The sequence below is a fragment of the Plantactinospora soyae genome (assembly GCF_014874095.1).
Taxonomy (GTDB): domain Bacteria; phylum Actinomycetota; class Actinomycetes; order Mycobacteriales; family Micromonosporaceae; genus Plantactinospora; species Plantactinospora soyae.
Map to the genome: position 1 here is coordinate 3,405,290 of NZ_JADBEB010000001.1, position 26,478 is coordinate 3,431,767.

Below are 26,478 nucleotides of genomic sequence, written 5' to 3' on the forward strand. Positions count from 1 at the left end.
CCGCCGCGATGTCCGATGGCCGCCCCGGCTCAGTCGCGGGTGACCCGTCGCGGGTGCCCGGAGCACGTCCACGCCGATGGGCGTACGGGCCGGGCGCACAGAAAATCCACGAGGAGTTTGCATGCTCACGATGACCGAGAACGCCGTACTCGTGATCCGGGATCTGACCACGCAGCAGGAGGTGCCGGACGGTGCGGGACTGCGCATCGCCAGTGACCTTTCGGCCGGGTCGCTGAACCTGTCGCTGGCCGAGAGCCCGGCCCAGGGCGATCAGGTGGTGGACAGCGACGGGGCCAGGGTCTTCCTGGACCCGCAGGCCGCCCAGATCCTCGACGACAAGGCTCTCGACGCCGCGGTCGACGCGCAGGGCGCGGTGCAGTTCGGGTTCGCGGAGCAGGGTCCCGACGCCTGACCCGAGGTCGCGTACGACCGTGCTTGGACTGTCGGACCTGACCGGGGTGAGGCCGAGCGGTACCGCCTGACCTTGGTACGAGTGTGGTTCGACGGCGTGGTGGGACGTGTCGGAGGTCTACCGGTCCGTCCGGTGTGGATGGGCGGACCGTTACGGCGCCCGTACCGCCCCGCCCCGGGTGGTACGAGGCACCCCAGGCGATCCCACCCGCCGTCGAACCGGCCCCCGGAGGTGTTATTTACCCGGGCGGCCCGGCCAGGAGCCGGTACGATCGGCGCCGTGCACAGCCGTTTCCCGATCTCCCCGCCGCCCCGCGCCTGAGCGGGGCGAAACCCCAGCGTGCCCAGCCGACAGTGCGGGCGCGCTGTGCCAGCATGATCAGGTGCCGCCCCGCTTCCGCGACCGATTCCTTCTCCCGTCGCAGGAGCGCGAACCCTCATGTCCAGCACCCGAGCATCGCTCGTCGCCGTACGCCGGCAATCTGACGTCGGCCTGATATTTCTGATCGTCTCTGGCACGTTGTGGGGCACCGGTGGACTGACCGGCAGTCTGCTGAGCCGGAGCACCGAACTCTCTCCGATCGCCATCGGCGCCTACCGGCTCGTCGTCGGCGGTGGGCTGATCGTGGCCCTTCTCGCCGTCACCGGGCGGCGGGTGCCACGCGGTCGGGCCGCCTGGACCCGGATCGCCGTGGTGGGCGTACTGGCCGCCGTCTACCAGGCGTGTTACTTCGGCGCGGTGTCGCTGACCTCGGTCAGCCTGGCCACGCTGATCACCATCGGGGCCGCGCCGGTGCTGGTACTGGCCGCGGAGGCGCTGACCGGCCGGCGTCGGGTCGACCGGCGGACGGCGGGAACGAGCGCTCTGGCGCTGGCCGGACTCGGTCTGCTGGTCGGGGTACCGGCCGGTGGGGTCGGAACGGCTGCGGTGCTGGCCAGTGCCGCCCTGGCCCTGGTCTCGGCGGCCGGGTTCGCCGCGATCACCCTGATCGGGGCCAGTCCGGTGCCGCAGCTCGGTGAACTGGCCGGCACCGGCTTCGCCTTCACCATGGGCGGGCTGCTGCTCGCACCACTGGCCATCGGGACGGCGGGACTCGGCTTCGCCCCGGAACCGGGCGCCATCGCGCTGCTGGTCGCCCTGGGCACCGGTCCGACGGCGGTCGCCTACCTGCTCTACTTCCGGGGCCTGCGTACGGTCCGGCCGGGCACCGCCGCGCTGCTGGCGCTGCTGGAACCACTCGTCGGCGCACTGCTCGCCGCCCTGGTGCTCGGCGAGCGGCTAGGCCCGGTCGGCGTACTCGGTGCGATGCTGCTGGCGGCGGCGGTGGTACTGGCAGCGCGGGAGCCCGCCGTGTCCGGCTAGGGCCGACCGTCCGCCGGGAAGCTCGGCTACGCGGCCGTCGGTTGACCCGACCGGTGGCCGCCGGCCGGCGGGCTGCTGCGGGTCGACCGGTGGCCGTGGGCCGGTGGGTGGTGGCCCGACGGATCGGAGGACCGGGCCGGGGCGACGAGCCGGACCAGTTCGGGTAGCACCACGCCGAGTGGTGCGTCGACGGTCAGCGAGGCGTAGTCGTCGCCCCGGGTCGGCCCCTGATTGATGATCACTACGGGGATGTCCAGTCTCGCCGCCCGGACCACGAACCGCCGGCCGGACATCACGGTCAGGGACGAGCCGAGAACCAGCAGCAGCCGGGCCCGCTCGACCAGGTCGAAGCAGGTCTGGACCCGGTCGGCCGGAACGGATTCGCCGAAGAAGACGACGTCCGGTTTCAGCATCCCGCCCGGACACGCCTGACAGTCCACGGTCCGGAAGTCCGCGACCGCCTCGTCGGGCAGTTCGACGTCGCCGTCCGGGTTGACCGTGTCGTACCGGGCGGTGAACCGGGGGTTGGCGGCCCGCAGGCGGTGGTCCAGCATCTCCCGGTCGGTGGATCCGCCGCAGCCCAGGCAGGTCACCCTGGCCAGGCTGCCGTGGAGTTCGACGACCGACCGGGCGCCGCCGGCCTGGTGCAGCCCGTCCACGTTCTGGGTCAGTACGCCGGCCAGCAGTCCCAGCCGGTCGAGTTCGGCGACCGCCCGGTGGCCCGCGTTCGGCGTGGCCCCGGTCACGGTGCGCCAGCCGAGGTGGCTGCGGGCCCAGTAGCGGCGGCGGGCGACCGCGTCTGACACGAACGTCTGGTACGTCATCGGCGTGTGTCGGCGGAGCGCGCCGCTCGGTCCCCGGTAGTCGGGGATCCCCGACTCCGTCGACAGGCCGGCCCCGCTGAGCACCACGACGTCGCCACCGGCCAGAAGGTCCGCCAGCGGTCCGTAGTGCTCGGCTGTTCGCGTGTTCACCCGTCCATGCTGCCTCGCCGGCCCGGGCACCGGCGAACGGGTCGGGGCCTCCCGGCTGTCCCACCGGGCCCCGGTGCCGACGTGCGGTGTTAGGAAGGGCCCCTTCTTCTACAGAAAACGATAAGAAGGGGCCCTTCCTTGCACTTAGGGGACCGGAGCCGGCGGGCCGGTCAGTGGAGGATGGTGCAGGGTCGGTCGGGGCCGACCTGGAAGTCGCTCGGTGGGGTGAAGGTGCCGGTGTAGCGGCCGTTGAGCGCGAAGGTCTGCGGGGTGCCGGGCGGGATCGTAGGGGAACCGTTCGATCCCAGCGACGTGACCGTCGCCCGGGTGCCGCTGCGGAGGACCGTCGAGTTCCAGAAATGGGTGATCTGGAGATTCGTCGCGATGGTGAACCTGACGGTCCAGTCGAAGACCGGATCCGGACCGGACCAGACCAGGGTGCCCCGCACCAGGAAGGTGCCGGGCCGGTCGGCGCTGATCGAGATCGTGCAGTTCCAGCCGGACGGCTCGGGCGCGGTGGTGAAGGTGACGGGCTCCGAGAGCGGACTCAGGGTGTAGCCCGAGTCGGCGAGCGCGGCGGCCCGCACCGCGACGGTGTACTCGGTGTTCGGGGTGAGGCCGCCCAGGGTGTACGAGTTGAACGGCATGGAGACGAAGCCCTGCCACTCGCCGTCCACCAGCCGCTGCATGCTGTAGCGGAAGACGGGGCCGGCGGGGCGTTCCCAGGTGAGCGTGGCGCCGGTCGAGGTGATGTCGGTGACCACCGGTTGGCCGGGCGGCGGCAGCGGAATCAGCGGATCGGCGTACGCGGGGGCTGCCGACAGGGGCAGCAGCACGAGTCCGAGGACGGCGGCGAGGAGTCGGGTGGGCAGCTTGGGACGAGGCATGCCAGCAGCCTTTCTGGGAGTACGAATAGCTCCAGCGCCCGGCCCCAATTGACAATCATCAAACTATGCGTTGATGGCGATGTCCAGACGGGGTGTCCGTGATCGGACAGACGTACTAACTGTGGTCATATGCTGACGGAGAGTAATCTCACCGGTAGGTAAGTAGCGCGACCAGCAGGGACCCGCCCGGCCCGACCTTCCCGGTCAGCCGCTCGCCGTACCGCTGTCGCAATCCCTCGTCACCTGGGCCGAATCCGGCCCGCCCAGCAAGGAGCCACCACCATGTCCGACGTCAGCGAGGCCAGACAACCCGACACCAGCGACGCCAAGCACGCCGTGATCGAACAGCCACCCGCCACCGGACCCGAGGCCGAGGCGGCCGACGTCCTGGCCGTACCTGCCACCGTCGCCGGGTTGCCGGCGACCGCCCAGGGCCACTTCGCCGTGGTCAACGCCAACGGGACCCTGGCCCGGGGATTCGGCGCGGTCTCGTCCGTCCGGTTGGCCGTCGGTCAGTACCAGGTGGTGTTCATCCAGAACATCACGACCTCCGCCTTCACCGCCACGATCGGCCTGCCCGGCAGCGTCGGCGGCTCCCCGCCCGGCGAGATCGCCGTGGTCGGCCGGGCCGGCGTCCCCAACGGTGTCTTCGTGCAGACCTGGAACAGCGCGGGCACCCCCGCCGACCGCTCCTTCCACCTGCACGTCTCGTCCTGATCTGACGTCACCCCGGCCAGGCCGTCCCCGCCTGGCCCCCCGGTCCCTGCGGCGCGGCCCGGCGCCGCGGGGACCGGCGGAAAGGCAGCGGGAATTTCGACCGGGATCCAGGCACGAGCTGTCAGGTGTACACACGAGCGCGCGGCGCCGCCCGACTGGTCGTGGCGTCGCCGCGCTCTGGCCGTCTCCCGTCCGCGCAGCCCATCGGCGGTACGCCAGCGGGGACCTGGCTCGACCGGTCCGGCGGGTGCCGTTCCGGCTGGTTGTGGGGTTTCCCACCGTCAGCGGAACCAAACCTGGGGCCGGCCCGGACCTGCTAAGGAACAGCCACGGCGAGGCCGTGGACCGGCGACCGATCGCCCCGGCGCGTCCCGTTCGGTACTCCGGACGCGCAACCGCGAGTTATCCGCCGGTCTCCGGGGTAAGAAACCGCGCATGGAGCACTACACGATCGCCACCGTTGCCGAGCAGAGCCCGGACTTCCGCCGGGTGCTGTGGACGGGCAAGCACACCCAGTTGGTCATCATGACGATCCCGCCCGGCGGCGAGATCGGCGAGGAAGTCCACGAGGACACCGATCAGATCCTCACCTTCGTCAGCGGCACCGGGGAGGCGCAGGTCTCCGGCCAGAAACGCCAGGTGGCCCAGGGCGACCTGGTGGTCGTGCCGGCCGGTCGGAAGCACAACTTCGTCAACACCGGTCCCAACCCGCTGGTGCTCTACACCGTCTACGGGCCGGCAGAGCACGCCGACCAGGCGGTACACCAGACGAAGGAGGAGGCCGACGCGATGGAGGAGGCCGGCAAGGACGAGCCGCCGACGGGCTGACGGCGCTACGCCAGGCCCGGCGCCCGGGGCTCCGGGTCGGCGAGGAGGTCCAGGGCGAGGGCCGCGGTCCAACTGAACGCCGGGGAACCGATCCCGGCGCCGGTACCCGGGTGGAAGTACTCGTAGTACCCGGATTCTCGGACCAGGTCGAGCAGGGCGGTCCGCAACGTGGCCGCCAGCTCGGCCTGGCCGTGCGTCCGCAGCCCCCGCCAGAGCAGCCAGTTGATGTTGGACCAGACCGGGCCACGCCAGTACCGGGCCGGGTCGAAATCGGCGGCGGAGCGGTCGTAACTGGGCACCGGCATCCGGGCGGAGATGCCGAACCGGTCCGATTCGAGCACCGCCACCAGGCTGGCCACCTGTGCGGCGGGCAGCTCGGGCAGGATCAGCGGCAGCAGCCCGTTCACGCACCGCGCCGGGCTGTGCCGGCCGGTCCGTACGTCCAGCGAGTGGAACATGCCGGTGTCCGGGGCGAAGAGCCGGTCGACCAGTACCCGGATGATCGACGCGGCGCGGGCCCGGTGCACCGCCGGATCGGCGCCGACCACCTCGGCGATCCGGGCCAGCGCCAGTTCCGCCGCGGCACGCAGCGCGTTGAAGCCCGGGCACTCGACCAGGAACGGATGCCGTAGCACCAGGCCGCCGTCCCGATAACCCCCGTCCCGGTACGACAACGCGATGGTCAGGTACCGGGCGTAGTCGTCGTCGGTCGGGCGGTGGTCCGAGGCGACCACCTGGATGTCCCGCCGGGCGTACCGGCGCAGTACGTCCGGCGCCACCGGTACGGCGGCGAGCGCCTCGTCCCAGGACGGGCTGTTGTCCAGTCCGGACTCCCACGGGTGGACGATGGCGCTCAGCCCCGCGCCGCCGACGTCCCGGGCCGTCGCCAGGTACTCCTGCTGGGCGACGAGGCGCGGGTACAGCCAGCGCAGTTCCTCGGCGGCGGCGTCCCCGGGTGCGTGCCGGTAGACCGTCCAGGCGCCGACGGCGTGCACCGGAGGCTGCACGATTCCGCTGCTCAGCCTCACCGGTCCACCGTTCGCCCCCGCCGGTACGGCGAACGTCCGGTCCGGGTCACCTCCGGCACCGCCGTTCGCCCGTCCACCGGTCTCGCCGGCCGGTCCGACACCGCCGCCGGTCCAGAAGGTCGGACCCGGGAAGTAGTCCCGCTCGGTCACTCCGGGGTCGAAGACGATGTGCGGCACCCGCCCGTCCGGCCACTGCGCCTCGAACAGGCTGCGCAGGTCACGCCAGGCCCGGGTCGGTGCCGTGTGGGCCAGCCCGATGCTGATGAAGCCGGCGTCCCAGCTCCACTGGTGTGGATAGAGGGTGCGCGAGGGCACCGTGTGCGTACCCGTCCAGTTGGCCGAGAGGATCGTGGTCGCGCCACGCCACAGCGCCGCGTCGGCCTCGCTGAGCTGCTCCGGTACGCCGTCGGGCGTGAACGACCCGCCGGCCCGGTCGGGCTTTGCGACGAAAGACATAACCACTCAACGCCTAGTGGCCGGAGGCCGTCGTTGTCAGATTTCGGCCCGCCATCCGGGCCTTGACCGGACCAGGGGTCCGGGCCGTCACCGGGGAACCACCGGCAGGTCGTCCACGTCGACCGTCTCCGGATACTTCAGGCCGGCCCCGGTGTTCAGCACCACCACCCGTTCGTCCGGACGGATCCAGCCACCGGCCCGCAGCCGCTTCGCGGCGGTCAGGCAGGCGGCCCCCTCCGGGCAGAGCAGCAGACCCTCCCGGGCGCCGAAGTCGTGCAGGTCGGCGAGGATCGACTCGTCGTCCACCGCGATCGCCGTACCGCCGGTGTCGCGTAGGGCGTCGAGGATGAGTTCGTCGCCCAGCGGCGCGGGCACGTTGATGCCGAAGGCGACCGTCCAGGCTTCGGCCCACGGTTCGGCCCGGTCCGCGCCGGCCCCGAAGGCCCGCACGATCGGGGCACAGCCGGTCGACTGTACGGCGACCAGCCGGGGCATGCTGTCCCCGATCCAGCCGAGCGTCCGCATCTCGTGCAGTGCCTTGTGGATGCCGATCAGTCCCACCCCGCCACCGGTCGGGTAGAGGATGACGTCGGGTACCTGCCAGCCGAGCTGCTCGACGATCTCGTACCCCATGGTCTTCTTGCCCTCCAGCCGGTACGGCTCCTTGAGGGTGCTCACGTCGAAGATCTCCCCGCCGAGGGATCCGGACGAGGCGGCGATCAGCCGGCCGACGTGCCGGCCGGCGTCGCCGATCAGGCCGTCGATCAGGTGGAGTTCCGCGCCGGCGGCCACGCACTCCCGGCGGGTGATGGTGGGCGCGCCGAGGGGCATCGCGATGGTGGCCCGCATTCCGGCCCGCGCGGCGTAGGTGGCCCAGGCGGCGCCCGCGTTGCCGTTGGTGGGCATCGCCACGTGCTTGATGCCGAGTTCGCGGGCCCGGGACACCCCGACCGCCGCGCCCCGGGCCTTGAACGAGCCGGTCGGGATCAGGCCCTCGTCCTTGATCAGCAGGTTGGGCAGGCCGATCGACTCGCCGTAGCGCGGGGCCGGCAGCATCGGGGTCCAGCCCTCGCCGAAGGTGGTGACGTGGGCGTCGTCGGCGACGGGCAGGAGTTCGCGGTACCGCCAGAGATCCGCCGCCCGCCCCGCGAACGTGGCCGGCGTGACCGCCCGGCGCACGCCGTCCAGGTCGTACCGGGCCAGCAGGGGGGAGCCGCACGAGCAGAGGTTCTGCGGCCGGTCGGCGTCGTGGGTGGTGTCACAGCGCGGGCACTGCAGGTGCGTCAGGTACACCGGGTGGCCTCCAGTACGTCGGGTTCCTCCATGATCCCCGGCGGATCGATGTGACTGGGCGGTATCGGATGCGCGGTGGGTCACTCTTTGCGCCGGGAACGTCAGTTGTCGACGGCCAGCCAGCGGCGGCTGCGCCGGCCCGGAAGGTAACCGGCGTCCAGCCGCTTGGCCACCACGCCGGCCAGACCCTGTTCCCGGCTCGCGGCGAGGGCGTACCCGCCGCCGCCGGGGAAGAACGGTGGCGTCTGCCAGTGCGCCCCGGACAGCGCCAGACCGTCGAGCAGTTCCCGGCGCTGGGCGTACGGCAGGTCGAGGCTGGCGGTGCCCTCCAACCAGAGCAGATCGAAGATCAGATACTGGGTACGGTCCCGGCCGGTCCCGCGTCCGCCGTCCGGGCCGGGTGCCGGGCGTACCCGGCCGGCGTCGTCGAAGGTGACCAGCTCGCCGTCGAGCACCGCCTCCGTCGGGGCCAGCTCCTCGGCCAGCTCCCGCAACTGCGGGTACGCCGACGTCAGGTCGTCGTCCGTGCCGGATCTCAACCGCAGCCGCCCGCCGGAGACGTACCCGATCGCCCGGACGCCGTCCCAGCGCATCTCGTAGCCCCACGCCGCGTCGTCGGTGGGCAGCGCCGGGGCGGTGCCGGCCCGCATCGGGCGGACCAGGTCGGGCATCGGGGTCCAGCCCGGCGGTGCCGGGTCCAGCCGACGGATCATCCAGTCCCGGCCGGTGCCGTCCGCGTCGGCCCTGTTCCGGTCCGGCTCCCTGCTTCCGTCCCGAGCCCTGCTTCCGTCCCGCGTCCTGTTCCGGTCCGGCGCCCTGCTCCGGGTGGTCCGGAACAGGACGTACCGCCCGGAGACCCGTTCGCCGCGCAGGTCCACCAGCACCTCGTCGGCGCGCCACTTCTCGCACGCGTAGCGGCCACGGTCGAAGACCGTCATCCGCCCCCCGCCGTACTCGCCGGCCGGGATCTCGCCGTGGAAGTCGAGGTACTCCAGCGGATGGTCCTCGGTGTGGACCGCCAGGTGGCTGTGACCGGGCTCCCGGGGCAGGCCCCGGGGCACCGCCCACGAGGCGAGTACGCCGTCCCGCTCCAGCCGCAGGTCCCAGTGCAACGCGCGGGCATGGTGCTGCTGGATGACGAACCGGTCCCCGGACTCCCCGGCGGTCGGTGCGGGCTCCGGCACCGGCTCGGGAGTGCGCGCCGGATCGCGCCTTCGGCGGTACGCGTCCAGCCGGTCACCCATGACACCATTCTCCGCCGACTTCTCCGAACGCGTCGGGATGCATGGTGCCGTTTGAATGCATCGTGCCGTTGGAGTGCACGGTCCCGTCGGGATTCAGAGTTCCGTTGGAATGCAGGGTTCCGTCGGGATGCATGGTTTCGGCGGGCCCGGGTAGGACTGGCCCCATGACGTCTGCCACCGACCAGCCCACCGCCCAGTTGCCCGGCGAGGTCCGGATGCCGATGCTCGGCTTCGGCACCTGGCAGATCACCGGCCGCAAGGCGTACGAGGCGGTCCGCGAGGCACTCGACGTCGGCTACCGGCACCTCGACACCGCCACCATGTACGGCAACGAGGACGAGGTCGGCCGGGCGCTCCGGGACAGCGGGGTGCCCAGGGAGGACGTCTTCGTCACCACGAAACTGCCTCCCGAGCAGGCCGGACGGGAGCGGGAGACGATCGCCGCCAGCCTGGCCGCGCTGGACACCGGCTACGTCGACCTGTGGCTGATCCACTGGCCACCGGGCGATGACCGGGCCAGCATCGCCACCTGGCGGGAACTGCTCGCCGTTCGGGACGAGGGGCTGGCCCGGACGGTCGGGGTGAGCAACTACGACACCCTCGAACTCGACATGCTGATCGAGGCGACCGAGGAGGCGCCGGCGGTCAACCAGGTCCGCTGGGGTCCGGCCCTGCACGATCCCGGGCGACTGGCCGAGAACCAGGAGCGGGGTGTCGTACTGGAGGGCTACAGCCCGTTGAAGACCACGGACCTGCGGGATCCGGTACTGGTCGAGATCGCCCGGGCGCACGGGGCCACGCCGAGTCAGGTGGTGCTGCGCTGGCACATCGACCACGGCATCGTGGCGATCCCGAAGTCGGTGACGCCGTCCCGGATCCGGGAGAACTTCGACATCTTCGGGTTCTCGCTCAGCGACGCCGAGCTGCGCCAGCTCGACGCGATGGGACGTTGACGGGCCGCCGTACCCTGTACCACCGCGCCGGACGTCTGGAGTCCGCCCGGCACGCCGGCTCGGCCCGGGTACGGCGATTCTGCCCGGTGGTGCCGGCGCGACTACCCTGGCCGGCAGCCGCCGTCCGGGTCGACGTGCGCCGTCGCCGCCGCTCGCACCGAGCCACCCGGAGCGGGAAGCGGTGGATGCGGCGGGCGAGGGAGAGGCGCGGGATGTACGACCAACTGCTCGGCGGGGACCCCGGCCGGCCCGGCCCCGGTGATGGTGGACCGGAGCCGGACTTCGTCACCTGGCTGCTCTATCTCGACCGGTGCGAGGACCCGGTCTGGCTCGGCGGACTCGCCCGGTGGTGGTACGACGAGGCGTGCCGCGTGCTGCTGCCGTTCGTACATCCGGACGGCGCGGCGGCGCCGGCCACCTCGCTGACGGCCTTCGAGTTGGACGCCGCCGGGCGGGGTCGGCGACGTCGGCCGGGGCGGTGGGCCGAGGGGATGACCGAGGACTGCTGCCAACTGTCGGCGCGCTGGTTCGACGTGGCACCGCAGGCGATCGCGTCGGAGATGGACATCTTCCTCGCCCGGTTCGCCGGCCGCCGACACGTCCGGTTGCAGATCTCGATCGGGTTCGAGGGGCGGTCCGGGCGACTGCCGCTGGTACTGCCGGCACTGCTGGAGTTGACCCGGCTGGTCGCCGACGCGACGGACCCGGCGTACGGCGAGATCGTGGTCAACGCGGGAATGCTGTCGCCGGCCACGATGCTGGACGCGGCGCTGGGCCGGTCGACGGAGTCCTCGGCGCAGGAGAGCCGGACGCACCTGCGGGGCTACGAGTGGGTGACGGTGTGCCCGGCGGAGCTGACCCGACGACTGGGCGGGCCGGAGCGCCTGTGGGCGTCGGGGGCCTTCGCCGAGGTACGCCCGCTGCCGCACGGCGGTGTCCTGCTCCGGGCGACGGACGATCCGGCCGAGTACCGGGAGGACCGGGTACGCGCGGTGTTCCACGCGCTGGCGCCGGTGCTACCGCCCGGCCGTCCCGGCGCGCTGCCGACCGTGCCGCCGGCCGGGTCGGCGATGCTGTCGGCGGTGCCCGGGGTGCTGGCCGGTGATCCGGGCGGGCATGACCTGAGCCGGGTGGTCTTCGCCGATCCCCGCAGCGCCGGCCGGCACGTTCCGGGTCAGCGGCTCGAACTCGGTCCGGGCATCCCGTCCTCGGGCCCGGCCGGTCCGACCGCACGCTGACCCACCACGAGCCCGGTCCGCGCCCGCGAGCCCGCCCGTGACTGCGACCGCGCCCGTGACTGCGACTGCGACTGCGCCCGTGACTGCGACTGCGACCGCGCCCGTGACTGCGACCGCGACACCGACGGCGGACGCCGGACCGTGGCGCCGGGAACGGCGCCCGGCTCCGGTCAGTGCTGACCGGAGCCGGGTGGGATGCGCTCACCGTGGCCGGAGCCACGGTTTCCGGGTCAGGCCCGGGAGCAGGCGGAACCGTTGAGGGAGAACGAGGACGGTGACGAGTAGGCGCCGCTCATCGTTCCCTGGTAGCCGAAGGACGCGGTGGCCCCCGGTGCGATGCTGCCGTTCCAACTGATGTTCCGGGCGGTCACCGTCGATCCGCTCTGGGTGACGGTGGCGTTCCAGGAGGTCGTCGCCTGCTGTCCGGACGGCAGGTCGTAGTTCAGCGTCCAGCCGTTGATCGGGCTGGAACTGGTGTTCGTGATGGTGACCGAGGCGGTGAAGCCGTTGTTCCAGGAGTTCGCCGTGTAGGCCACCCGGCAACCGTTGCTGCCGCCCGGCGGGGTGGTCGGCGGCGTGGTCGGCCCGCCGGTGGGTGGCGTGGTGGGCTGTCCGGTGGGCTGCGGGTTGCCGCCGCCGTTGACCGAGGCGGAGAACGAGTTCACGCCGAGCCCGGTGCCACCCTGCCACGGCTCGAAGCCGGCCTGGATGCTGGTCAGGTACCAGGAGTTGGTGATCGCGCCACGGTTGCGTACGTCGTTGATGAAGTCCAGCACGTTGAAGTTCCAGCTGGTGATCGGGGACGGGGCGAGGTACGAGATGACGTTGTTGCCGCCGTTGTTGCCGCGCCACACGTCCCAGGTACGCCCGCCGACGGTGCCACTACCCACCGACGAACCGATCGGCTGGATCGGGCCCTGCCGGTTGAACCAGATCATGATCTCCATCTGGTTGACGCCGTCCCGCTTCGGCGACGGGTCCAGCCAGATGTCGTACGAGGCGTTGTAGGTGGCGCCGCTGACGAAGTTGTAACTGATGCTGCTGGTGGCGCTGCTGATCTGGCTCACCTGCATCGGCAGGTTGGTTCCGGGGGAGCAGTTGGTGTAGTGGCAGCCGGCGAAGACCGACGGGTACGAGACCGGTGCGCCGTTGGTCGGGGAGGAACCCTGCTGCTGAGTGATCGAGAAGCCGGTGTCGGTGACGTTGATGCACTGCTGGGCGGTGGTGCCCCACCGGTTGTTCTGGACCACGTACCGGCCCTGGATGGTGGTCGAGCCGTACTGGTCGCAGATCTGCACGTCGGCCTGGGCGGGACCGGCGGTGAGCACGGCGATCGAGCCGGCGACGAGCAGGCCGGCGATCGCCGCGAAGACGGGGACGGAACGTCTCATGATGCTCCTTGGCATGGTGGGTGTCCGTGGAGTTGGTGAGGTGCCGCGAGGTGCCGGGCGTGCGGCGGTGATGCTGGTGGTGATCCCGGGGGAGCGCTCCCATGGCAGCAGCTAGTGACACATTTACATGCTTGATATCGGAAAGCAACTCGACCCTGCCCCAGCCGAACCCGTTCATGCCGATGGGCCGGTTTTGGCGGCTGGTTCGGCGGGCTGAACGGCGTACCGTGAAACGGCTCCTCTGTCGCTGGCGGTGGCCTGGGCGGCCCGCGAGTTCGCCCGGCGTCGTCGGGTGGTGGCGGTGGGGGTGCCTCAGGCTCCGGCGAGCAGGGTACGGGCGGCCCGGACCTGGCTGACCGCGCCGCGCAGCGCCGCGACGATCCGCTCCTCGCTTCCCGGGCCGAGCCGGGCGGCCGGCACGGAGAGGCTGATCGCGTCCACGGCCGGGGAGTGCAGCGGAACCGCCATCGCGAAGCAGACGATCCCCTCGGTGTTCTCCTCCCGGTCCACCGCGTAGCCACGGGCCCGGACCGTGGCCAACTCCGCGTGCAGCAGCGACGGATCGGTGACGGTGTGCCGGGTCAGCGCGGGCAGGGGCCAGCTCAGCAGCCGGTCGACCGCCTCGTCCGGGCGCTCGGCGAGGAGCACCTTGCCCAGTGCGGTCGCGTGCGCGGGCAGGTGCCGGCCGATCGCGCTGTACAACCGCAGCGGATGTACGGACTCGCGCTTGGCCAGGTAGACAACGTGCGGCCCGTCCAGCCGGCCGAGGTGTACGGTCTCGCCGAACCGGCTGGCCAACTCGTCCAGTACTCCGGACAGCAGTCCGGTGGCGTCGTCCGCCTCCAGATAGGCGGCACCGACCTGGAGCGCCCGTACGCCCAGTCCGAACCGGGTGCCGGTGAGGTCGGCCTCCACCCACCCGCGCTGGATCATGGTGCGCAGCAGGCCGTGCAGGCTGCTCTTCGGGATCCCCAGGTCACGGGCGAGTTCGACGAGTGAACGCCGCCGGGGCGAGTCGGCCAGCGCCTCCAGTACGTCGAGGGTCCGGCCGGCCGACTTCACCGGCTGGAACGCCTCGACCGGCCCGGTGGCGCCCACCGTGCCGGCCGGGTCGCCGGGATCGCCGGAGTCGGCGGACCGGTTCGGACCGGCGCCGTCGGTCCGGGTGGCCGGACCCGGCAGCGACCCCGTGTCCCTGGTCGTGCCCGTTGTCATGGCGGCCACTCTAGTCGGCTTGACAGCGCCGGGGAGCGCAGTAGGGTCGCATATGTGACCACCGTTCAAGATGATGAACAGATTGCGGACGTATCGGAAACGATTGCCGCCACTCGGATCCTGCCCGTCGTGGTGCTCGAGGATGCCGCCTCCGCCCCGGCGTTGGCCGCCGCGCTCACCGCCGGCGGCCTGCGCGCCATCGAGGTGACGTTCCGGACGGCCGCCGCCGCCGACTCCATCCGGGCAATGTCGGACCGACCCGACCTGCTGGTCGGGGCCGGCACCGTGTTGACGCCGGCCCAGGTCGACGAGGCCGCGGACGCGGGCGCCCGGTTCGTGGTCAGTCCCGGCTTCTCCCCGGCCGTGGTCCGGCACTGCCAGGAGCGTGGCCTGCCGGTCTTCCCTGGCGCCGCCACCGCCACGGAGATCCAGATGGCCCTGGACGCCGGCCTGACGACGGTCAAGTTCTTTCCGGCCGAGCAACTCGGCGGAGTGAAAATGATCAAGGCGTTGGCCGCGCCGTTCCGGTCCGTCCGGTTCATCCCCACCGGCGGGGTCAACACCGGCAACCTCGCCGACTACCTGGCCGTGCCCGCCGTGCTCGCGGTCGGTGGCACCTGGATGGTCGCCCCCGCGCTGCTCGCTGAGGGCCGGTGGGACGAGGTGACCCGGCTGACCGCCGCCGCCGTCGCGGCGAGTCGACCCTCGGCCTGAGCCGCCGACCGTCCGGCCCGCCGCTCCGGCTGTCCCCTCTCGATTTTCCGGCTGCCGCTCGTCTTCCGTCCGTCCCGCCCGAAAGGCCCGTGCAATGTTGACGCTCCGATCCGCCGAGGACTGCCGTTACGACCTGGTCTCGCTCGGTGAGGTGATGCTCCGGCTCGACCCGGGCGAGGGCCGGGTGCGTACCGCCCGGACGTTCCGGGCGTGGGAGGGCGGCGGGGAGTACAACGTCGCACGCGGTCTGCGCCGCTGCTTCGGACTGCGTACCGGGCTGGTCTCGGCGTTCGCCGACAACGAGGTCGGCCGGTTGCTGGAGGACCTGATCCTCACCGGTGGGGTGGACACGAGCCTGGTGAAGTGGCTGCCGTACGACGGCATCGGCCGCAGTGTCCGCAACGGACTCAACTTCACCGAGCGGGGCTTCGGGGTACGCGGCGCCGTCGGCACCTCCGACCGGGGGCACACGGCGGCGAGTCAGCTCCGGCCGGACGACGTCGACTGGGATCACCTGTTCGGCACGCTGGGCGTGCGTTGGCTGCACACCGGGGGCATCTACGCCGCGCTCTCCGAGATCACCCCGGAGACCATCGAGGCGGCGATGGCCGCCGCGCGCCGGCACGGGACTGCCATCTCGTACGACCTGAACTACCGGCCCAGCCTCTGGAAGGCGGTCGGCGGCCAGTCCCGGGCCCAGGAGGTGAACCGGCGACTGGCCCGGTACGTGGACGTGATGATCGGCAACGAGGAGGACTTCACCGCCTCGCTGGGCTTCGAGGTGCCCGACACCGACGAGAACCTCGCCGAACTGGAGGTCGCCAACTTCCAGCGGATGATCGAGGCGGTGACCAAGGAGTACGACAACTTCCGGGTGGTGGCGACGACGCTGCGTACCGTACGCAGCGCGACCGTCAACGACTGGGGAGCGATCGCCTGGTCTGCCGCCAGTGGCTTCGTCCAGGCGACCCACCGGCCCGGACTGGAGATCCTCGACCGGGTCGGCGGCGGCGACAGTTTCGCCTCCGGGCTGATCTACCAGTTGCTCCAGGGCGGTGACCTGGCCAGCGCGGTCGAGTACGGTGCCGCGCACGGCGCGTTGGCGATGACCACCCCCGGCGACACCTCGATGGCCAGTCTGAAGGAGGTCGAGGCGCTCGTCCGCGGGGCCGGCGCCCGGGTCCAGCGGTGAGCTGACCTCGGCCCTCGGACCAGGGCGGATCCCTCCAACGGACGCCCGCAACCACCCAACGACGGGCCTACCTGGGCCGGTGGTCGACCATGCTGATCTTGCGGTCGATCGCCTCGACCCGGCCGTGAACTGGGCGCATCCGATCGGATCTACCGCTGGGGCGATAGCGCGGAGTAGTGTCTTGCCTTCAACGCGTGCCGATCCCTCCGGAGGCGTCACCAAATGGCCGGATCCAACCTGCGCATTCTCGTCGTTGGCGCGGGCATCGCCGGTCTGGCGGTCGCCCGTGCTCTGCGGCTGGCAGGGTTCCGGCCGGAGGTCACCGAGCGGCTGCCCGCGTCCCGAGCCGCCGGGGTCGGCATCTACCTGCCCGGCAACGCCGAACGGGCGCTGCGGGAGATCGGCCTGGACGGCCCGGTACGCCCGCTCGGCCAGGTCATCGGGCGCCAGCGTTTCTGCGACATGCAGGGCCGGGAACTGTGTGAGGTCGACCTCGGAAAACTCTGGGCGGGCGTCGGCGAGTGCCGGGCGCTCCCCAGTGCGGACCTGCATCAGGTGCTGCTCACCGGGGCCGGTGGCGAGGTGCGGTACGGCACCGAGATCCGGGCGCTGGACGTCGGCCGGGAAACGGTGACGGTCACCTTCGGCGACGACCGCCAGGCCGAGTACGACCTGGTGATCGGTGCCGACGGCCGGCATTCGGCGGTACGCACACTGGCCGCGCTCGGCGGTCCGCCCCGGCCGGCGGGGCAGGTCGTCTACCGCAGCATCGTCACCGGCGGACCCCGGATCGCCGAGTGGACCGGGCTGCTCGGCGAGCGGGCCGCGTTCGTCGTCGTGCCGATGGGCGCCGGTCGGCTCTACTGCTACGCCGACGAGGCGGGCACCGACCTGCCGGTGGATCCGCTGGCCCGGGTCCGCGAGCTGTTCGACGGGTACGGCGGCCCGGTGCCGGCCGTACTGGACGCGGTGGAGCGGGTGCACGTCACCCGTACCGACGAGGTGCAGTTGGGGCGCTGGTCCCGGGGTCGGGTGGTGCTGGTGGGTGACGCCGCACACGCCACGGCGCCGACGTTGTCCCAGGGGGCCGCGATGGCGCTGGAGGACGGAGTGGTCCTCGCTCGGGCGCTGTGCCGGTCGATGACGGTGCCGGAGGCGCTGAGCGGGTACGAGAGCCGGCGCCGGCCACGGATCAAATGGGTGTTGGACCGGACCCGTGACCGCGACCGCACCAGGGACGTACCGCCGGCCCTGCGTGACCCGCTGTTGCGGGACCGTGGCGGACGGATCTTCCAGGAGCACTACCGGTTGCTCGTCGCCCCGGCGTGAGCCCGCTGGTCAACTCGGTCGGTGGTGTCGGGAACGCCTCGCGCGACGACACGGGCGGGTCAAGTCGTACCCGACGCCGGACCCGCTGCTGACGGGGACTATTCTGCCTCCGAGGTACGGCCCGCAGATCAACAGCGCGTGCCGAGTGGGACTAACGAGAACCGGAGGCCACTCGTGACCACCGTCGCACCAAAGCCGATCGTGACCCGGCCATGGCCGGTACGCCAGCCGGTCAAGGGCTCGGCAATCGCGCGGTTGCTGCGTACGACGGACGCGAAGCAAATCGGGATCATGTACATGGTCACGGCGTTCGCGTTCTTCATGATCGGTGGCCTGATGGCGCTGCTGATGCGCGCCGAGCTGGCCCGGCCAGGACTTCAGTTCCTCTCGCCGGAGCAGTACAACCAGCTCTTCACCATGCACGGCACGATCATGCTGCTGTTCTTCGCGACGCCGATCGTCTTCGCGTTCGCGAACTTCGTGGTACCGATCCAGATCGGCGCGCCCGACGTGTCGTTCCCCCGGCTGAACAGCTTCGCCTACTGGCTCTACCTGTTCGGCGGAACGCTGGCCCTGGGCGGCTTCGTCACCCCGGGCGGCGCGGCGGACTTCGGCTGGTTCGCGTACACCCCGCTGAGCAATGTCGAGCATTCGCCCGGCGTCGGCGCGAACATGTGGATCGTCGGCCTGGCCATCTCGGGTCTGGGCACGATCCTCGGTGGTGTCAACATGATCACCACGATCCTCACCCTGCGCGCACCCGGCATGACGATGTTCCGGATGCCCATCTTCACCTGGAACATCCTGGTCACCAGCCTGCTGGTGATCATGGTCTTCCCGCTGCTCGCGGCGGCGCTGTTCGCACTCGCCGCGGACCGGATCCTCGGTGCCCACGTCTTCGACGCGGAGACCGGCGGCCCGATGCTCTGGCAGCACCTGTTCTGGTTCTTCGGGCATCCCGAGGTCTACATCGTCGCGTTGCCGTTCTTCGGCATCATCAGCGAGGTCATCCCGGTCTTCTCCCGCAAGCCGATCTTCGGCTACAAGGGTCTGGTCGGCGCGACCATCGCGATCGCGGCGCTCTCGATGAGCGTGTGGGCCCACCACATGTTCGCCACCGGTCAGGTACTGCTGCCGTTCTTCTCGTTCCTGAGCTTCCTGATCGCGGTTCCGACCGGCATGAAGTTCTTCAACTGGATCGGCACGATGTGGCGCGGCCAGATCAGCTTCGAGACGCCGATGCTCTGGGCGGTCGGCTTCCTGGTTACCTTCCTCTTCGGTGGCCTGACGGGCGTGCTGCTGGCCAGCCCGCCGGTCGACTTCCACGTGTCGGACTCCTACTTCGTGGTGGCCCACTTCCACTACGTGCTCTTCGGCACCATCGTCTTCGCCGTGTACGCCGGCATCTACTTCTGGTTCCCGAAGATGTTCGGCCGGATGCTCGACGAGCGACTGGGCAAGGTCCACTTCTGGCTGACCTTCATCGGCTTCCACACCACGTTCCTGGTGCAGCACTGGCTCGGCAACGAGGGCATGCCCCGGCGGTACGCCGACTACCTGCCGACGGACGGCTTCACCACGCTGAACATGATCTCGACGATCGGTTCGTTCATCACCGGCATCTCGACCCTGCCATTCCTGTACAACGTGTGGAAGTCGTACAAGTCCGGTCCGGTGGTCGAGGTTGACGACCCGTGGGGTCACGGTAACTCGCTGGAGTGGGCGACCAGTTCGCCGCCTCCGCTGCGGAACTTCGACCGGATGCCCCGGATCCGCTCCGAGCGGCCGGCGTTCGACGCCAAGTTCCCGGAACTGGCCGCCGGGCAGTCGCTCGCCGGGCCGCCGGAGGGTGGCGCCAAGCCGTTGACCAGCGAGTCCGACCACGGTGCCAGCTACACCGAGGACACCGCCAGCAACATCGATCGGAAGTAGCCGACTCGATCCCGCGCCGCGGCCGGTACCGGAGACCCGTTCTCCGGCACCGGCCGCGAGCCGTTTCATCCCTGTCGTTGCCCGGCCCCGCCGCCGGCCCCGCCCTCGACCGGGACAGGCCGGCCGCCCCGCAACCCGTGAACCGGTCCGGCCGGCTGACCCCCGCAGGCGGGTCCCGAGGCCCGTCAGACGTGCGACGGATCGGTCCAGGACGCCCGGACGAGTTCCCGTTCCGTGGCGGCTAGGTGGGTGGCCGCCGCGACCCAGGCCCAGGCGTACCGGTCCGGGTCGGGATCGGTGAGCCGGCCGAAGGAGTCCCGGCCATGGCGGTCGGATTCGGCGCCCAGTGCGGTGGCGAGTGCGGCGGCCACGGCGAACCCGGCCCGGCGGAGCGGCGCAGTCAGCCCCGAACCGTCTCCTCGGGCGGCCTCCCCGACCGTCCGACGGCCACCGGCCACGGCCAACTCCACCAGCCGGCGTACCCGCCACAGGGGAGACGCCGCCACCAGATCCGGGCCCGGTTGACCGACCGGTACGTCCGGCAGGCCCTCGCCCACCGGCGGAAGGTGTCCGCCCTGGAGCAGGTCGTACCCGAGATCCGCGTGGTCCAGCCACTGCTCGGGCAGGCGTAGCGTCGGCTCGGCCCCCGGTACCGGACCGACCGCGAGCGGGCGCAGCGTGCTGGCCCGTTCGGTGTCCAGCCGGCCGACGACCCGGATCCGCAGACCGGGCCGGGATGCGAGCCGGCGCAGGTTGGCCAGATGAGCCAGCTCGGGATGGGAGTCGGCCGGCACGAGCCGGATCACCGGCCCGGTCGCGATCGCCCGCCCGGTCGCGATCACCGGCCCGGTCGCGATCGCCGGCTCGGCTGCGGCCACCGGCTCGGCTGCGCTCGGTGTCAGTTCACGGGCGAGTAGGTGGTCGCCGGCCGCGCCGAGCACCACCAGGTCACAGCCGACCAGTTCCGGGCCGCCGGCCGAGCCGTCGGACGCGGTACCGAGGTGGATGTTGGTACCGAGGTGGACGTCGGAGCCGTTCCCGGCCTGCTCCGGAGCCGGGCCGAGCTGGGCGCGTACCGCCTCCGCGAGCGGTCGGGCGAACAGTTCCGCGGGCGAACCCGTCGACCAGCTCGGACCGTCGACCGGGATGGCGCGAACTCCTCGTCCGGCGCCGAGCCGGCCGTCCGGCGACACCGTCGCCCCGGTGATCAGCAGACCGCCACGGGCGAGTTGAGCATGGTTGACGGCGGCGAGTCCCACCTCGACGACCGCGTTCGCGCAGTTCCGAGCCCGGTCCGGCCCGCCCGGCTGCACGTCGACGATGGAGAACCAGCGTCCGTCCGCGCAGCGGAGGTGGGTGACCACGCCCGCGTAGCCGGTCGCGCTGATCACCGGTTCACGGCACACTCCGGACACCCGCAGGCTGCCGCCCGGCCGGTAGCTGCGCCGGCTCACCCCGACCAGGGCCGGATCGGCGTCGCCGGCCGCGAGCCGACCCGAGGTGAGCAGGACTTCGTGTAGCACCACGACGAGCTCGGCCAGCCGGTGACCGTCGTGCCGGGCCCGGGCGGCCCGTAGGCCACGTACCGCCCGGAGCGCGGCGTTCTCCGCCCGAGGCAGGCCGGCCAGTCGGGCGCTGTGTGCGGACCGCAGCAGTTCGGCCTGGAGCACGGCGCCGGCGGCCGGCACCCCGGCGGCGAGTACCGCCACACCCGCCCGCCACAGTCCGCTCGCCGCGACCCGCTGCGCAGCCGTCGGGCCGCCGCTCCGGGCGGCCCGACCGGTGCCGGCCGGCGCGGCCACCCCACCGCCCAAGGCGCTGGTGCCCCCGCCGCCCGGGGCAGTCCCGACGCTGTCGGTCGAGGTCGCGACACTGCCGTTCGGGGTCCTGGCCCTGTCGGTCGAGGTCGCGGCGCTGCCGGTCGAGGTCGCGGCACTGCCGCTCGGGGTCGCGGCGCCCGTGGCCTTGGTGCTACCAGCGGCCGAGAGGTCGGGGTCGCCGGAGACGGCGGTGTCGCCGCTGCAGGTGTTCGGGGCGATCGTCGTGGCGGCGCCGCTTTCGTCGTCCGAGGACGAGGACGAGGACGAGGACGAGGACAGCATGGCCGGGTCGGCGACCGGGCAGGCACCGAGCACGGCCGCGCGGTGCAGACAGCGGGGCGCCAGCAGGCACCCGCATCGGACCTGGTCGGCGTCGGTGATCACACCGGACGGTCCGGGCGTGAGCGTGACGATCGCGTCCGGACCGCAGTCGATCCGGAGTCCGTCCGGGCCCGCGCTGCGCGGAGCCGCGCCGACCCGTTCGATCGTCGCATCGAGCTTCTTGGCCAGCCGGGAGCTGAGATCCGCCGTGACTGCGGCGACAACCTGCGGCGCCACCGGTGGCAGCCGGTCCCCGACCGGTTCCGACGGATCGGCAGGCAGCGAAGGGGTCACCGGGGTCCTCCACGTAGCCGGTCGCCCACCCAGCGGGCGAGTTCGAGCGGACTGAGCGCGGCGATCGGCATTCCCGCCGCGACGAGTTGTTGGGCGATCGGCACCGAGTAGCGCGGGACGCCACCGTCGTCGAGCGCGGCGCAGCCGAGCAGGTGGACACCGGAGTTCGCCAGCGCCCGTACCTCGCCGAGCAGTCCGGCCAGTGGGCCGCCCTCCTCGAAGTCGCTGACCACCACGACGATCGTCCGGCTCGGAACGGTCACCAGGGACCGGGCCTGGGCGAGCCCGGCGGCGATGTGCGTACCGCCGCCGACGCGTACCTCCAACAGCAGAGAGAGGGGATCGCTCACCCGGTCGGTCAGGTCGATCACCTTCGTCGAGAAGGCGAGGAAATGGGTGGAGAGCGTGGGCACCCCGCCCAGCACGGCGGCGGTCAGCGCGGACCACACCACCGACGCCTCCATCGATCCGGAGACGTCGACGACGAGGATCAACCGCCAGTCGGCCTCGCGCCGGACGAGGGTGTGGAACACCGGGCGTTCCGGCAGCACCACCGTCCGGCCGTCCGCGAGCCGCCGGGTGTGCGCCAGGTTGGCCCGCAGGGTACGGGCGAGGTCCAGCCGGCCACCCGGGCGGCGGGTCGGCCGGGGCGTGGTCAGCCCGGACAGCGCGGGGCGGAGTTGGCTGGCGAGTTCCCGGGCGAGTTCGTCGACGAGACGCCGCACGAGTGGCCGCAGCCGGGCCAGCCGCTGTTCGGGCAGGCCACCGGCGAGCGAGAGGACCGAGGTCAACAGCTGCACCGAGGGGCGTACGGCCTCCGGGTCGAGTTGGGCGAGGACGTCGCTCCGACCGTTCTCGGCCGCACGGGCGAGCACCTCCTCCCGGATGCCCGCGCCGAACAGGACCTCCAGTTCGTCCGCCCATTCCCGGGCGGTCGGGAAGGAGGCGTTCTGCCCGGCAGCGCCGGGGGCGGAGCCCTGACCGACGTCGGCGGCCCCTTCGCCGTGGCCCGTTCCGTACAGCTCGTCCAGGGCGCGCGCGTGCCGCCGGAGGTGGTCCGGCAGCCGTTCGGTCTCCCGGCCGAGCAGCAGACGCCAGCGGTCGGCCGGGCCGAGCCGTACCTCCGGCGGTCGAGCCGTCGCGCCGCCCACGGTGGCCGTTCCGCGCGTTCCGCCGCCGACGGGTGCGGCGCTGTCGGCTGCGGCGCTGTCGGCTGTGGCGCCCCGGGCGCCCTCGTCGCCGGTGGTGGTCGGGCCGTTGGCGGTCGGGCCGGTGGCGGTCGGCCGGGACTCGGGCAGCCCGAACAGTGGAATGCCCAGGGCCCGGAGCACGGCGTGCCCGGCGGCGTCTGCCGCGCTCCAGCGGGCCAGCACGGCGGGCGGGGCGGAGAGGGTGAGGTCGATCCGGTCGCCGAGGCGTCCGGTGACGGTGCCCAGCAGTTGTTCCCGGGCGGCCGGCGTCAGCGTGTCGAAGCCGCCGCGCAACGCCGGTAACCGGGCCAGAAAATCCTGGTCGGTCAACCGCTCGACCCGGTCCAGCAGCGGGTCGAGCGCGGCCGGAGCGGCCTGGAGCAGCGGGCCGGCCGCCGTCAGCAGCCCACCCAGCAGGTGGAGCAGTCGGCGTCGCCCGGCCGGATCCGTGCCGGCGTCGATCCAACCGGCGGTACGGACGCCCAGGGTGTCCGGGGTGTCGAGGTCGAGGAGCACCCGAGCCGCCAGCGCGGCCCCCTGCACCAGAGGTGATCCGGTACGGGCCAACTCCGCCAGTGCCGCGTCGAGGCGCAGCCCCAGCCGGTGTTCGCCGGCCCGTACGGCGAGCGCGATCAGCGCCGCGGCCTCCTCCGGCTGGTCACTGCCGGCGAGTCCGGGCAGTCCCCGTACCGCCGCGTCCAGCAGGGTCGTGCCGAGTTCGGCGGCCCGCTCCCGCCCGTCGGCGGTGGTACCCGGCAGGTGTTGCCGGCGCAGCGCCTCCACCAGGTCGAGTGCGCTGAGCAGTTCGGCGAGTGTGCCGGCGGCCGGCAGTACGGCGGCGGCCCGGTCGAGCCGGTCGTCGACGAGGTCGGGCAGATCGCACCGGGCCGCGTCGTCCAGCCCGGCGAGGACCTCCGCACAGGTGGGTCCACCGTCGGCGGACTCCCGGTGGAATCGCGCCCGCAGCGTGCCGGCCGTGGCGAGGCGCATGGTGACGCCGCGTACGCCGACCAGATCCAACAGGGCCGGTACGGACGGCGTCCAGGAGACCCGCCACCGGGTGGTCAGCGCCGAGCCGTCGCCGATGCCGGCCACCTCGACCGGCTCGCCGTAGTCGATTCCGCAGGTCCGCAGGCGGCGCAGCATGATCTCGCGGCGGCCATCCAGAGTGGACCGGAGCGGGTCGAGGCGGAGTTCCCGTGCCGTGGGCTCGGCGGGGTTCGGCAGCCGCAGCTCGACGAGTTCGGCCTCCACCGAGGGCCCGAGCCCGGACCGGGGCGTTCCCGGGGCTATCCGGCCCCGCTCGGCACCGACCAGCACCGTTTCCAGCGCCCGGGCCAGCGCCCGACCCCGGCCGAGCAGTTCTCCCTGGCCGAGCACGGTGGTCACCGCCTCCAGCAGCTCACCCCGCCCCGGTGCGGGCAGGGCACGCAGCCGGGCCAGGTCCTCGGCCACCCGGAGGGTTTCGGCGGCCTCGCCGGTACCGGCGGTGTGTCCTGCCGATCGGAGCGCCCGGCACACGTCGGTGACGGCCCGGGCGGCGGCGAGCCGGACCTGCTCCGGATCGCCGCCGGCCAGGAAGACGGCCTGCTGCCAACGCGGATCGCGGATCCCGGCCGCGTAGCCGGACCGGGAGTCGAGGAGGTCGAAGGAATAGGGGACGAGCGAGGCGGCAACGGTGGCGGCCGCCCGGCCGGTCGGCGGAGTGCCGACCGTGGCAGGGGCTGCCGCCCGGCTGGTCGGTGCGACGCCGGCCGCCGGGTCCGCGGCTCCGCTGGTCGGTGCGGTGTGGGCGGATCCGAGCAGTGCGACGGCGTGGAACGAGCCCACCACGGCGGCGACCCGACGACCGCCGGCAGCGGCCTCGCCGAGCACCCGCCGCATGTGTTCCTCGCGGGCCAGGTCCCGAGCGGGTACGCCGTGGGCGGTCACCGCGTCCTGCCGCATCGCCCACCCGACCCCGAGGGCGGCCCGGCGTACCGCCTCGGGCGGACAGCCGGGGGCCCGTACCTCGACGGTCCGGTCCCAGAGGTCGTCGCCGTTCCGGCCGGTACCGCTGGCCGCGAGCGCGGCGGCGAAGGCCGGCGCGACGGCCGGCTCTGCCACGGTGCCCGGATCCGTGGTGTCGGTCGACGGCGACCATCCCGGGTCGGTGAGCGGAAGATCGCAGCAGACGACCTCGACGCCACGCTCCCGGGCCCACCGGATCGCGGCCAGTTCGGGGGAGAAGTCGGCGAACGGATAGAAGCCCAGCGGTCCGCCGTCGCGGGCCCCGGTCAACGCGACCGGCGCCCGGGTTGCCGGATCGGCCAGATAGCGCAGCCAGGACTGGAAGTCGGTCGGCAACTCGATGCAGAGGACGTCGGGTGCGGCGGTGTCGAGCAGGGCCGGCACCAGGGCGGCCAGCGCGGGGCTGTGGTGCCGCACCCCGATCAGGTACGGCTGGACCGATCCGGCCAGCGCCTCCAGCGCCTTCCGCGGGTCCGACGTCGCTGCCCCGGTCAACGCAGCGTCTCCCGCAGATCCCAGAGCCGCCGCCACATCGGTGCCCCCTCCTCGGCACGCCGCCGGACCGGGCCGTCCCAGTAACCGACGAGCCGGCCGTGGTCGGCCTGGTCGTCCTTGCGCACCACGCCGAGCAGGTGTCCGGGCAGCAGGTCGAGGACGTCGCCCGCCGGCAGGTACGCCGAGCTGAGGGCGAGCGCGGCGGCCACCTGCACGGCTTCGGCGGTGGACATCACCGTCCCCGGTCGCTCCACGTCCCAGCCCTCGGCCGACCGCCCGGACCGCAGGTCGCGGAAGACCGTCACCAGGGCGTCGAGCACACTGTCGTCCACGGCGTACGCGGCACCGGCCCGCGCCACGGCCGCGATGGCCTGCCGGCGTACCAGCTCCATTTCGGTCACCGGGTCGGCGATCGGTCCGATGGTCTCGAAGTTGAAACGGCGCTTGAGCGCGGCCGACATCTCCGACACGCCCCGGTCACGCAGGTTCGCGGTCGCGATCACGGTGAAACCCGGAGCCGCCGGCAGCACCCCGGCGTCGGTGTCGGCAAGCTCGGGCACGTTGATCCGGCGGTCGGACAGGATCGACACCAGCGCGTCCTGCACCTCCGGCAGACAGCGGGTGACCTCCTCGATCCGGGCCACCCGACCCGTACGCATCGCGGTGAGCACCGGGGACTCGACGAGTGCCTGTCGGGTCGGCCCCTGGGCCAGCAGCAGCGCGTAGTTCCAGCCGTACCGGAAGGCGTCCTCGGTGGTTCCGGCGGTGCCCTGCACGGTCAGCGCGCTGGTGCCGCAGACCGCCGCGGCCAGCAGCTCGGAGAGCATCGACTTGGCGGTCCCCGGTTCACCGACCAGCAGCAGTCCCCGTTCGCCGGCCAGGGTGACCACGCACCGTTCCACCAGTACCCGCTCGCCGACGAACTTGGCGGGGATGGCCAGGGTGGCCGGCAGTTCACCGCCGTCCGGGCCGGTACGCCGCTCCTTGGCCAGGCAGAGCGGCTCGCCGTCGCTGCCCTGGATGAACGTGACCACGGCACGCGGGGTCAGCGCCCATCCGGGCGGCCGGGGGCCGTCGTCGTACGCGGCGAGGAAGGCCAGTTCGGCGGCGAACCGTCGCTCGGCCGGCAGGACCTGCCAGCCGTCGGCCCCCCGACCGGGGCGGGCCGCCATATCTGCCGTCG

At 72.3% G+C, this 26,478-nt stretch carries 20 protein-coding genes; 10 read left to right on the forward strand and 10 right to left on the reverse strand.

Features of this window, described 5'->3' with window-relative positions; translation table 11 throughout:
- The first annotated feature begins 121 nt into the window (after positions 1 to 121).
- Complete coding sequence (locus H4W31_RS15255) at positions 122 to 412, forward strand: HesB/IscA family protein (protein WP_192767262.1); 291 nt, start codon at positions 122 to 124, stop codon at positions 410 to 412.
- A 438-nt stretch (positions 413 to 850) separates the two neighbouring features.
- Positions 851 to 1,774: a DMT family transporter gene (locus H4W31_RS15260; RefSeq protein WP_192767263.1), complete on the forward strand. Its 924-nt coding sequence runs from the start codon at positions 851 to 853 to the stop codon at positions 1,772 to 1,774.
- Between the two features lie 26 nt (positions 1,775 to 1,800).
- Here the strand turns inward: H4W31_RS15260 and H4W31_RS15265 are convergent, their stop codons facing one another.
- Together H4W31_RS15265 and H4W31_RS15270 are read right to left on the reverse strand one after the other, a co-directional pair.
- Positions 1,801 to 2,748 (reverse strand): NAD-dependent protein deacetylase, encoded by a 948-nt coding sequence (locus H4W31_RS15265; RefSeq protein WP_318783214.1) that lies wholly within the window; start codon positions 2,746 to 2,748, stop codon positions 1,801 to 1,803.
- A gap of 170 nt (positions 2,749 to 2,918) precedes the next feature.
- Positions 2,919 to 3,635, reverse strand: a complete 717-nt coding sequence (locus H4W31_RS15270) for a cellulose binding domain-containing protein (RefSeq protein WP_192767265.1) — start codon at positions 3,633 to 3,635, stop codon at positions 2,919 to 2,921.
- A gap of 282 nt (positions 3,636 to 3,917) precedes the next feature.
- Between H4W31_RS15270 and H4W31_RS15275 the strand changes: the two genes are divergently transcribed.
- On the forward strand, positions 3,918 to 4,352 hold the full coding sequence (locus H4W31_RS15275) for a hypothetical protein (RefSeq protein ID WP_192767266.1): 435 nt from the start codon (positions 3,918 to 3,920) through the stop codon (positions 4,350 to 4,352).
- Positions 4,353 to 4,787: 435 nt separating this feature from the next.
- A complete protein-coding gene (locus H4W31_RS15280) occupies positions 4,788 to 5,180 on the forward strand; it encodes a cupin domain-containing protein (RefSeq protein WP_192767267.1) in 393 nt (130 codons plus the stop codon).
- Positions 5,181 to 5,185: 5 nt separating this feature from the next.
- Here H4W31_RS15280 and H4W31_RS15285 read toward each other — a convergent pair whose 3' ends face one another.
- From H4W31_RS15285 to H4W31_RS15295, 3 genes are all read right to left on the reverse strand, one after another.
- Positions 5,186 to 6,664, reverse strand: coding sequence for an MGH1-like glycoside hydrolase domain-containing protein (locus tag H4W31_RS15285; protein WP_192767268.1), 1,479 nt, complete (start codon positions 6,662 to 6,664; stop codon positions 5,186 to 5,188).
- Between the two features lie 87 nt (positions 6,665 to 6,751).
- Positions 6,752 to 7,957 (reverse strand): threonine synthase, encoded by a 1,206-nt coding sequence (locus H4W31_RS15290; RefSeq protein ID WP_192767269.1) that lies wholly within the window; start codon positions 7,955 to 7,957, stop codon positions 6,752 to 6,754.
- Positions 7,958 to 8,058: 101 nt separating this feature from the next.
- Complete coding sequence (locus H4W31_RS15295; protein ID WP_192767270.1) at positions 8,059 to 9,201, reverse strand: DNA polymerase ligase N-terminal domain-containing protein; 1,143 nt, start codon at positions 9,199 to 9,201, stop codon at positions 8,059 to 8,061.
- Positions 9,202 to 9,365: 164 nt separating this feature from the next.
- On the opposite strand from H4W31_RS15295, the gene H4W31_RS15300 reads away from it, so the two are divergent.
- Both H4W31_RS15300 and H4W31_RS15305 read left to right on the forward strand, forming a co-directional pair.
- Positions 9,366 to 10,154 carry an aldo/keto reductase gene (locus tag H4W31_RS15300; RefSeq protein ID WP_225945539.1) on the forward strand — a complete coding sequence of 263 codons (789 nt, stop codon included), beginning with the start codon at positions 9,366 to 9,368 and terminating at the stop codon, positions 10,152 to 10,154.
- 212 nt (positions 10,155 to 10,366) lie between these two features.
- The gene (locus H4W31_RS15305; RefSeq protein WP_192767271.1) at positions 10,367 to 11,392 is read left to right on the forward strand and encodes a hypothetical protein; all 1,026 of its coding nucleotides are present in this window, start codon (positions 10,367 to 10,369) and stop codon (positions 11,390 to 11,392) included.
- Between the two features lie 230 nt (positions 11,393 to 11,622).
- On the opposite strand, the gene H4W31_RS15310 is transcribed toward H4W31_RS15305, so the two are convergent.
- Entirely contained in the window at positions 11,623 to 12,783 is a 1,161-nt protein-coding gene (locus H4W31_RS15310; RefSeq protein WP_192767272.1) for a GH12 family glycosyl hydrolase domain-containing protein, read from the reverse strand.
- A gap of 312 nt (positions 12,784 to 13,095) precedes the next feature.
- The gene (locus H4W31_RS15315; RefSeq protein WP_192767273.1) at positions 13,096 to 13,998 is read right to left on the reverse strand and encodes an IclR family transcriptional regulator; all 903 of its coding nucleotides are present in this window, start codon (positions 13,996 to 13,998) and stop codon (positions 13,096 to 13,098) included.
- 54 nt (positions 13,999 to 14,052) lie between these two features.
- Here H4W31_RS15315 and eda point away from each other — a divergent pair, with 54 nt between their 5' ends.
- The 4 genes from eda to ctaD all read left to right on the forward strand — a co-directional run bounded on the left by eda (position 14,053) and on the right by ctaD (position 19,165).
- On the forward strand, positions 14,053 to 14,712 hold the full coding sequence (eda, locus tag H4W31_RS15320) for a bifunctional 4-hydroxy-2-oxoglutarate aldolase/2-dehydro-3-deoxy-phosphogluconate aldolase (protein WP_318783215.1): 660 nt from the start codon (positions 14,053 to 14,055) through the stop codon (positions 14,710 to 14,712).
- A gap of 94 nt (positions 14,713 to 14,806) precedes the next feature.
- Positions 14,807 to 15,904: a sugar kinase gene (locus tag H4W31_RS15325; protein WP_192767274.1), complete on the forward strand. Its 1,098-nt coding sequence runs from the start codon at positions 14,807 to 14,809 to the stop codon at positions 15,902 to 15,904.
- A 222-nt stretch (positions 15,905 to 16,126) separates the two neighbouring features.
- On the forward strand, positions 16,127 to 17,233 hold the full coding sequence (locus tag H4W31_RS15330; protein ID WP_192767275.1) for an FAD-dependent monooxygenase: 1,107 nt from the start codon (positions 16,127 to 16,129) through the stop codon (positions 17,231 to 17,233).
- A gap of 174 nt (positions 17,234 to 17,407) precedes the next feature.
- Entirely contained in the window at positions 17,408 to 19,165 is a 1,758-nt protein-coding gene (gene ctaD, locus H4W31_RS15335) for an aa3-type cytochrome oxidase subunit I (protein ID WP_192767276.1), read from the forward strand.
- 185 nt (positions 19,166 to 19,350) lie between these two features.
- Here the strand turns inward: ctaD and H4W31_RS15340 are convergent, their stop codons facing one another.
- The 3 genes from H4W31_RS15340 to H4W31_RS15350 are packed head-to-tail and all read right to left on the reverse strand — an operon-like array spanning position 19,351 to position 26,467.
- Positions 19,351 to 21,600, reverse strand: a complete 2,250-nt coding sequence (locus tag H4W31_RS15340; RefSeq protein ID WP_225945540.1) for a hypothetical protein — start codon at positions 21,598 to 21,600, stop codon at positions 19,351 to 19,353.
- A complete protein-coding gene (locus H4W31_RS15345; RefSeq protein WP_192767277.1) occupies positions 21,597 to 25,295 on the reverse strand; it encodes a vWA domain-containing protein in 3,699 nt (1,232 codons plus the stop codon). Before H4W31_RS15345 ends, H4W31_RS15340 begins: the two co-directional genes overlap by 4 nt.
- A complete protein-coding gene (locus tag H4W31_RS15350; protein WP_192772129.1) occupies positions 25,292 to 26,467 on the reverse strand; it encodes an ATP-binding protein in 1,176 nt (391 codons plus the stop codon). The genes H4W31_RS15345 and H4W31_RS15350 overlap by 4 nt, the downstream gene beginning before the upstream one ends.
- Positions 26,468 to 26,478: the final 11 nt, after the last annotated feature.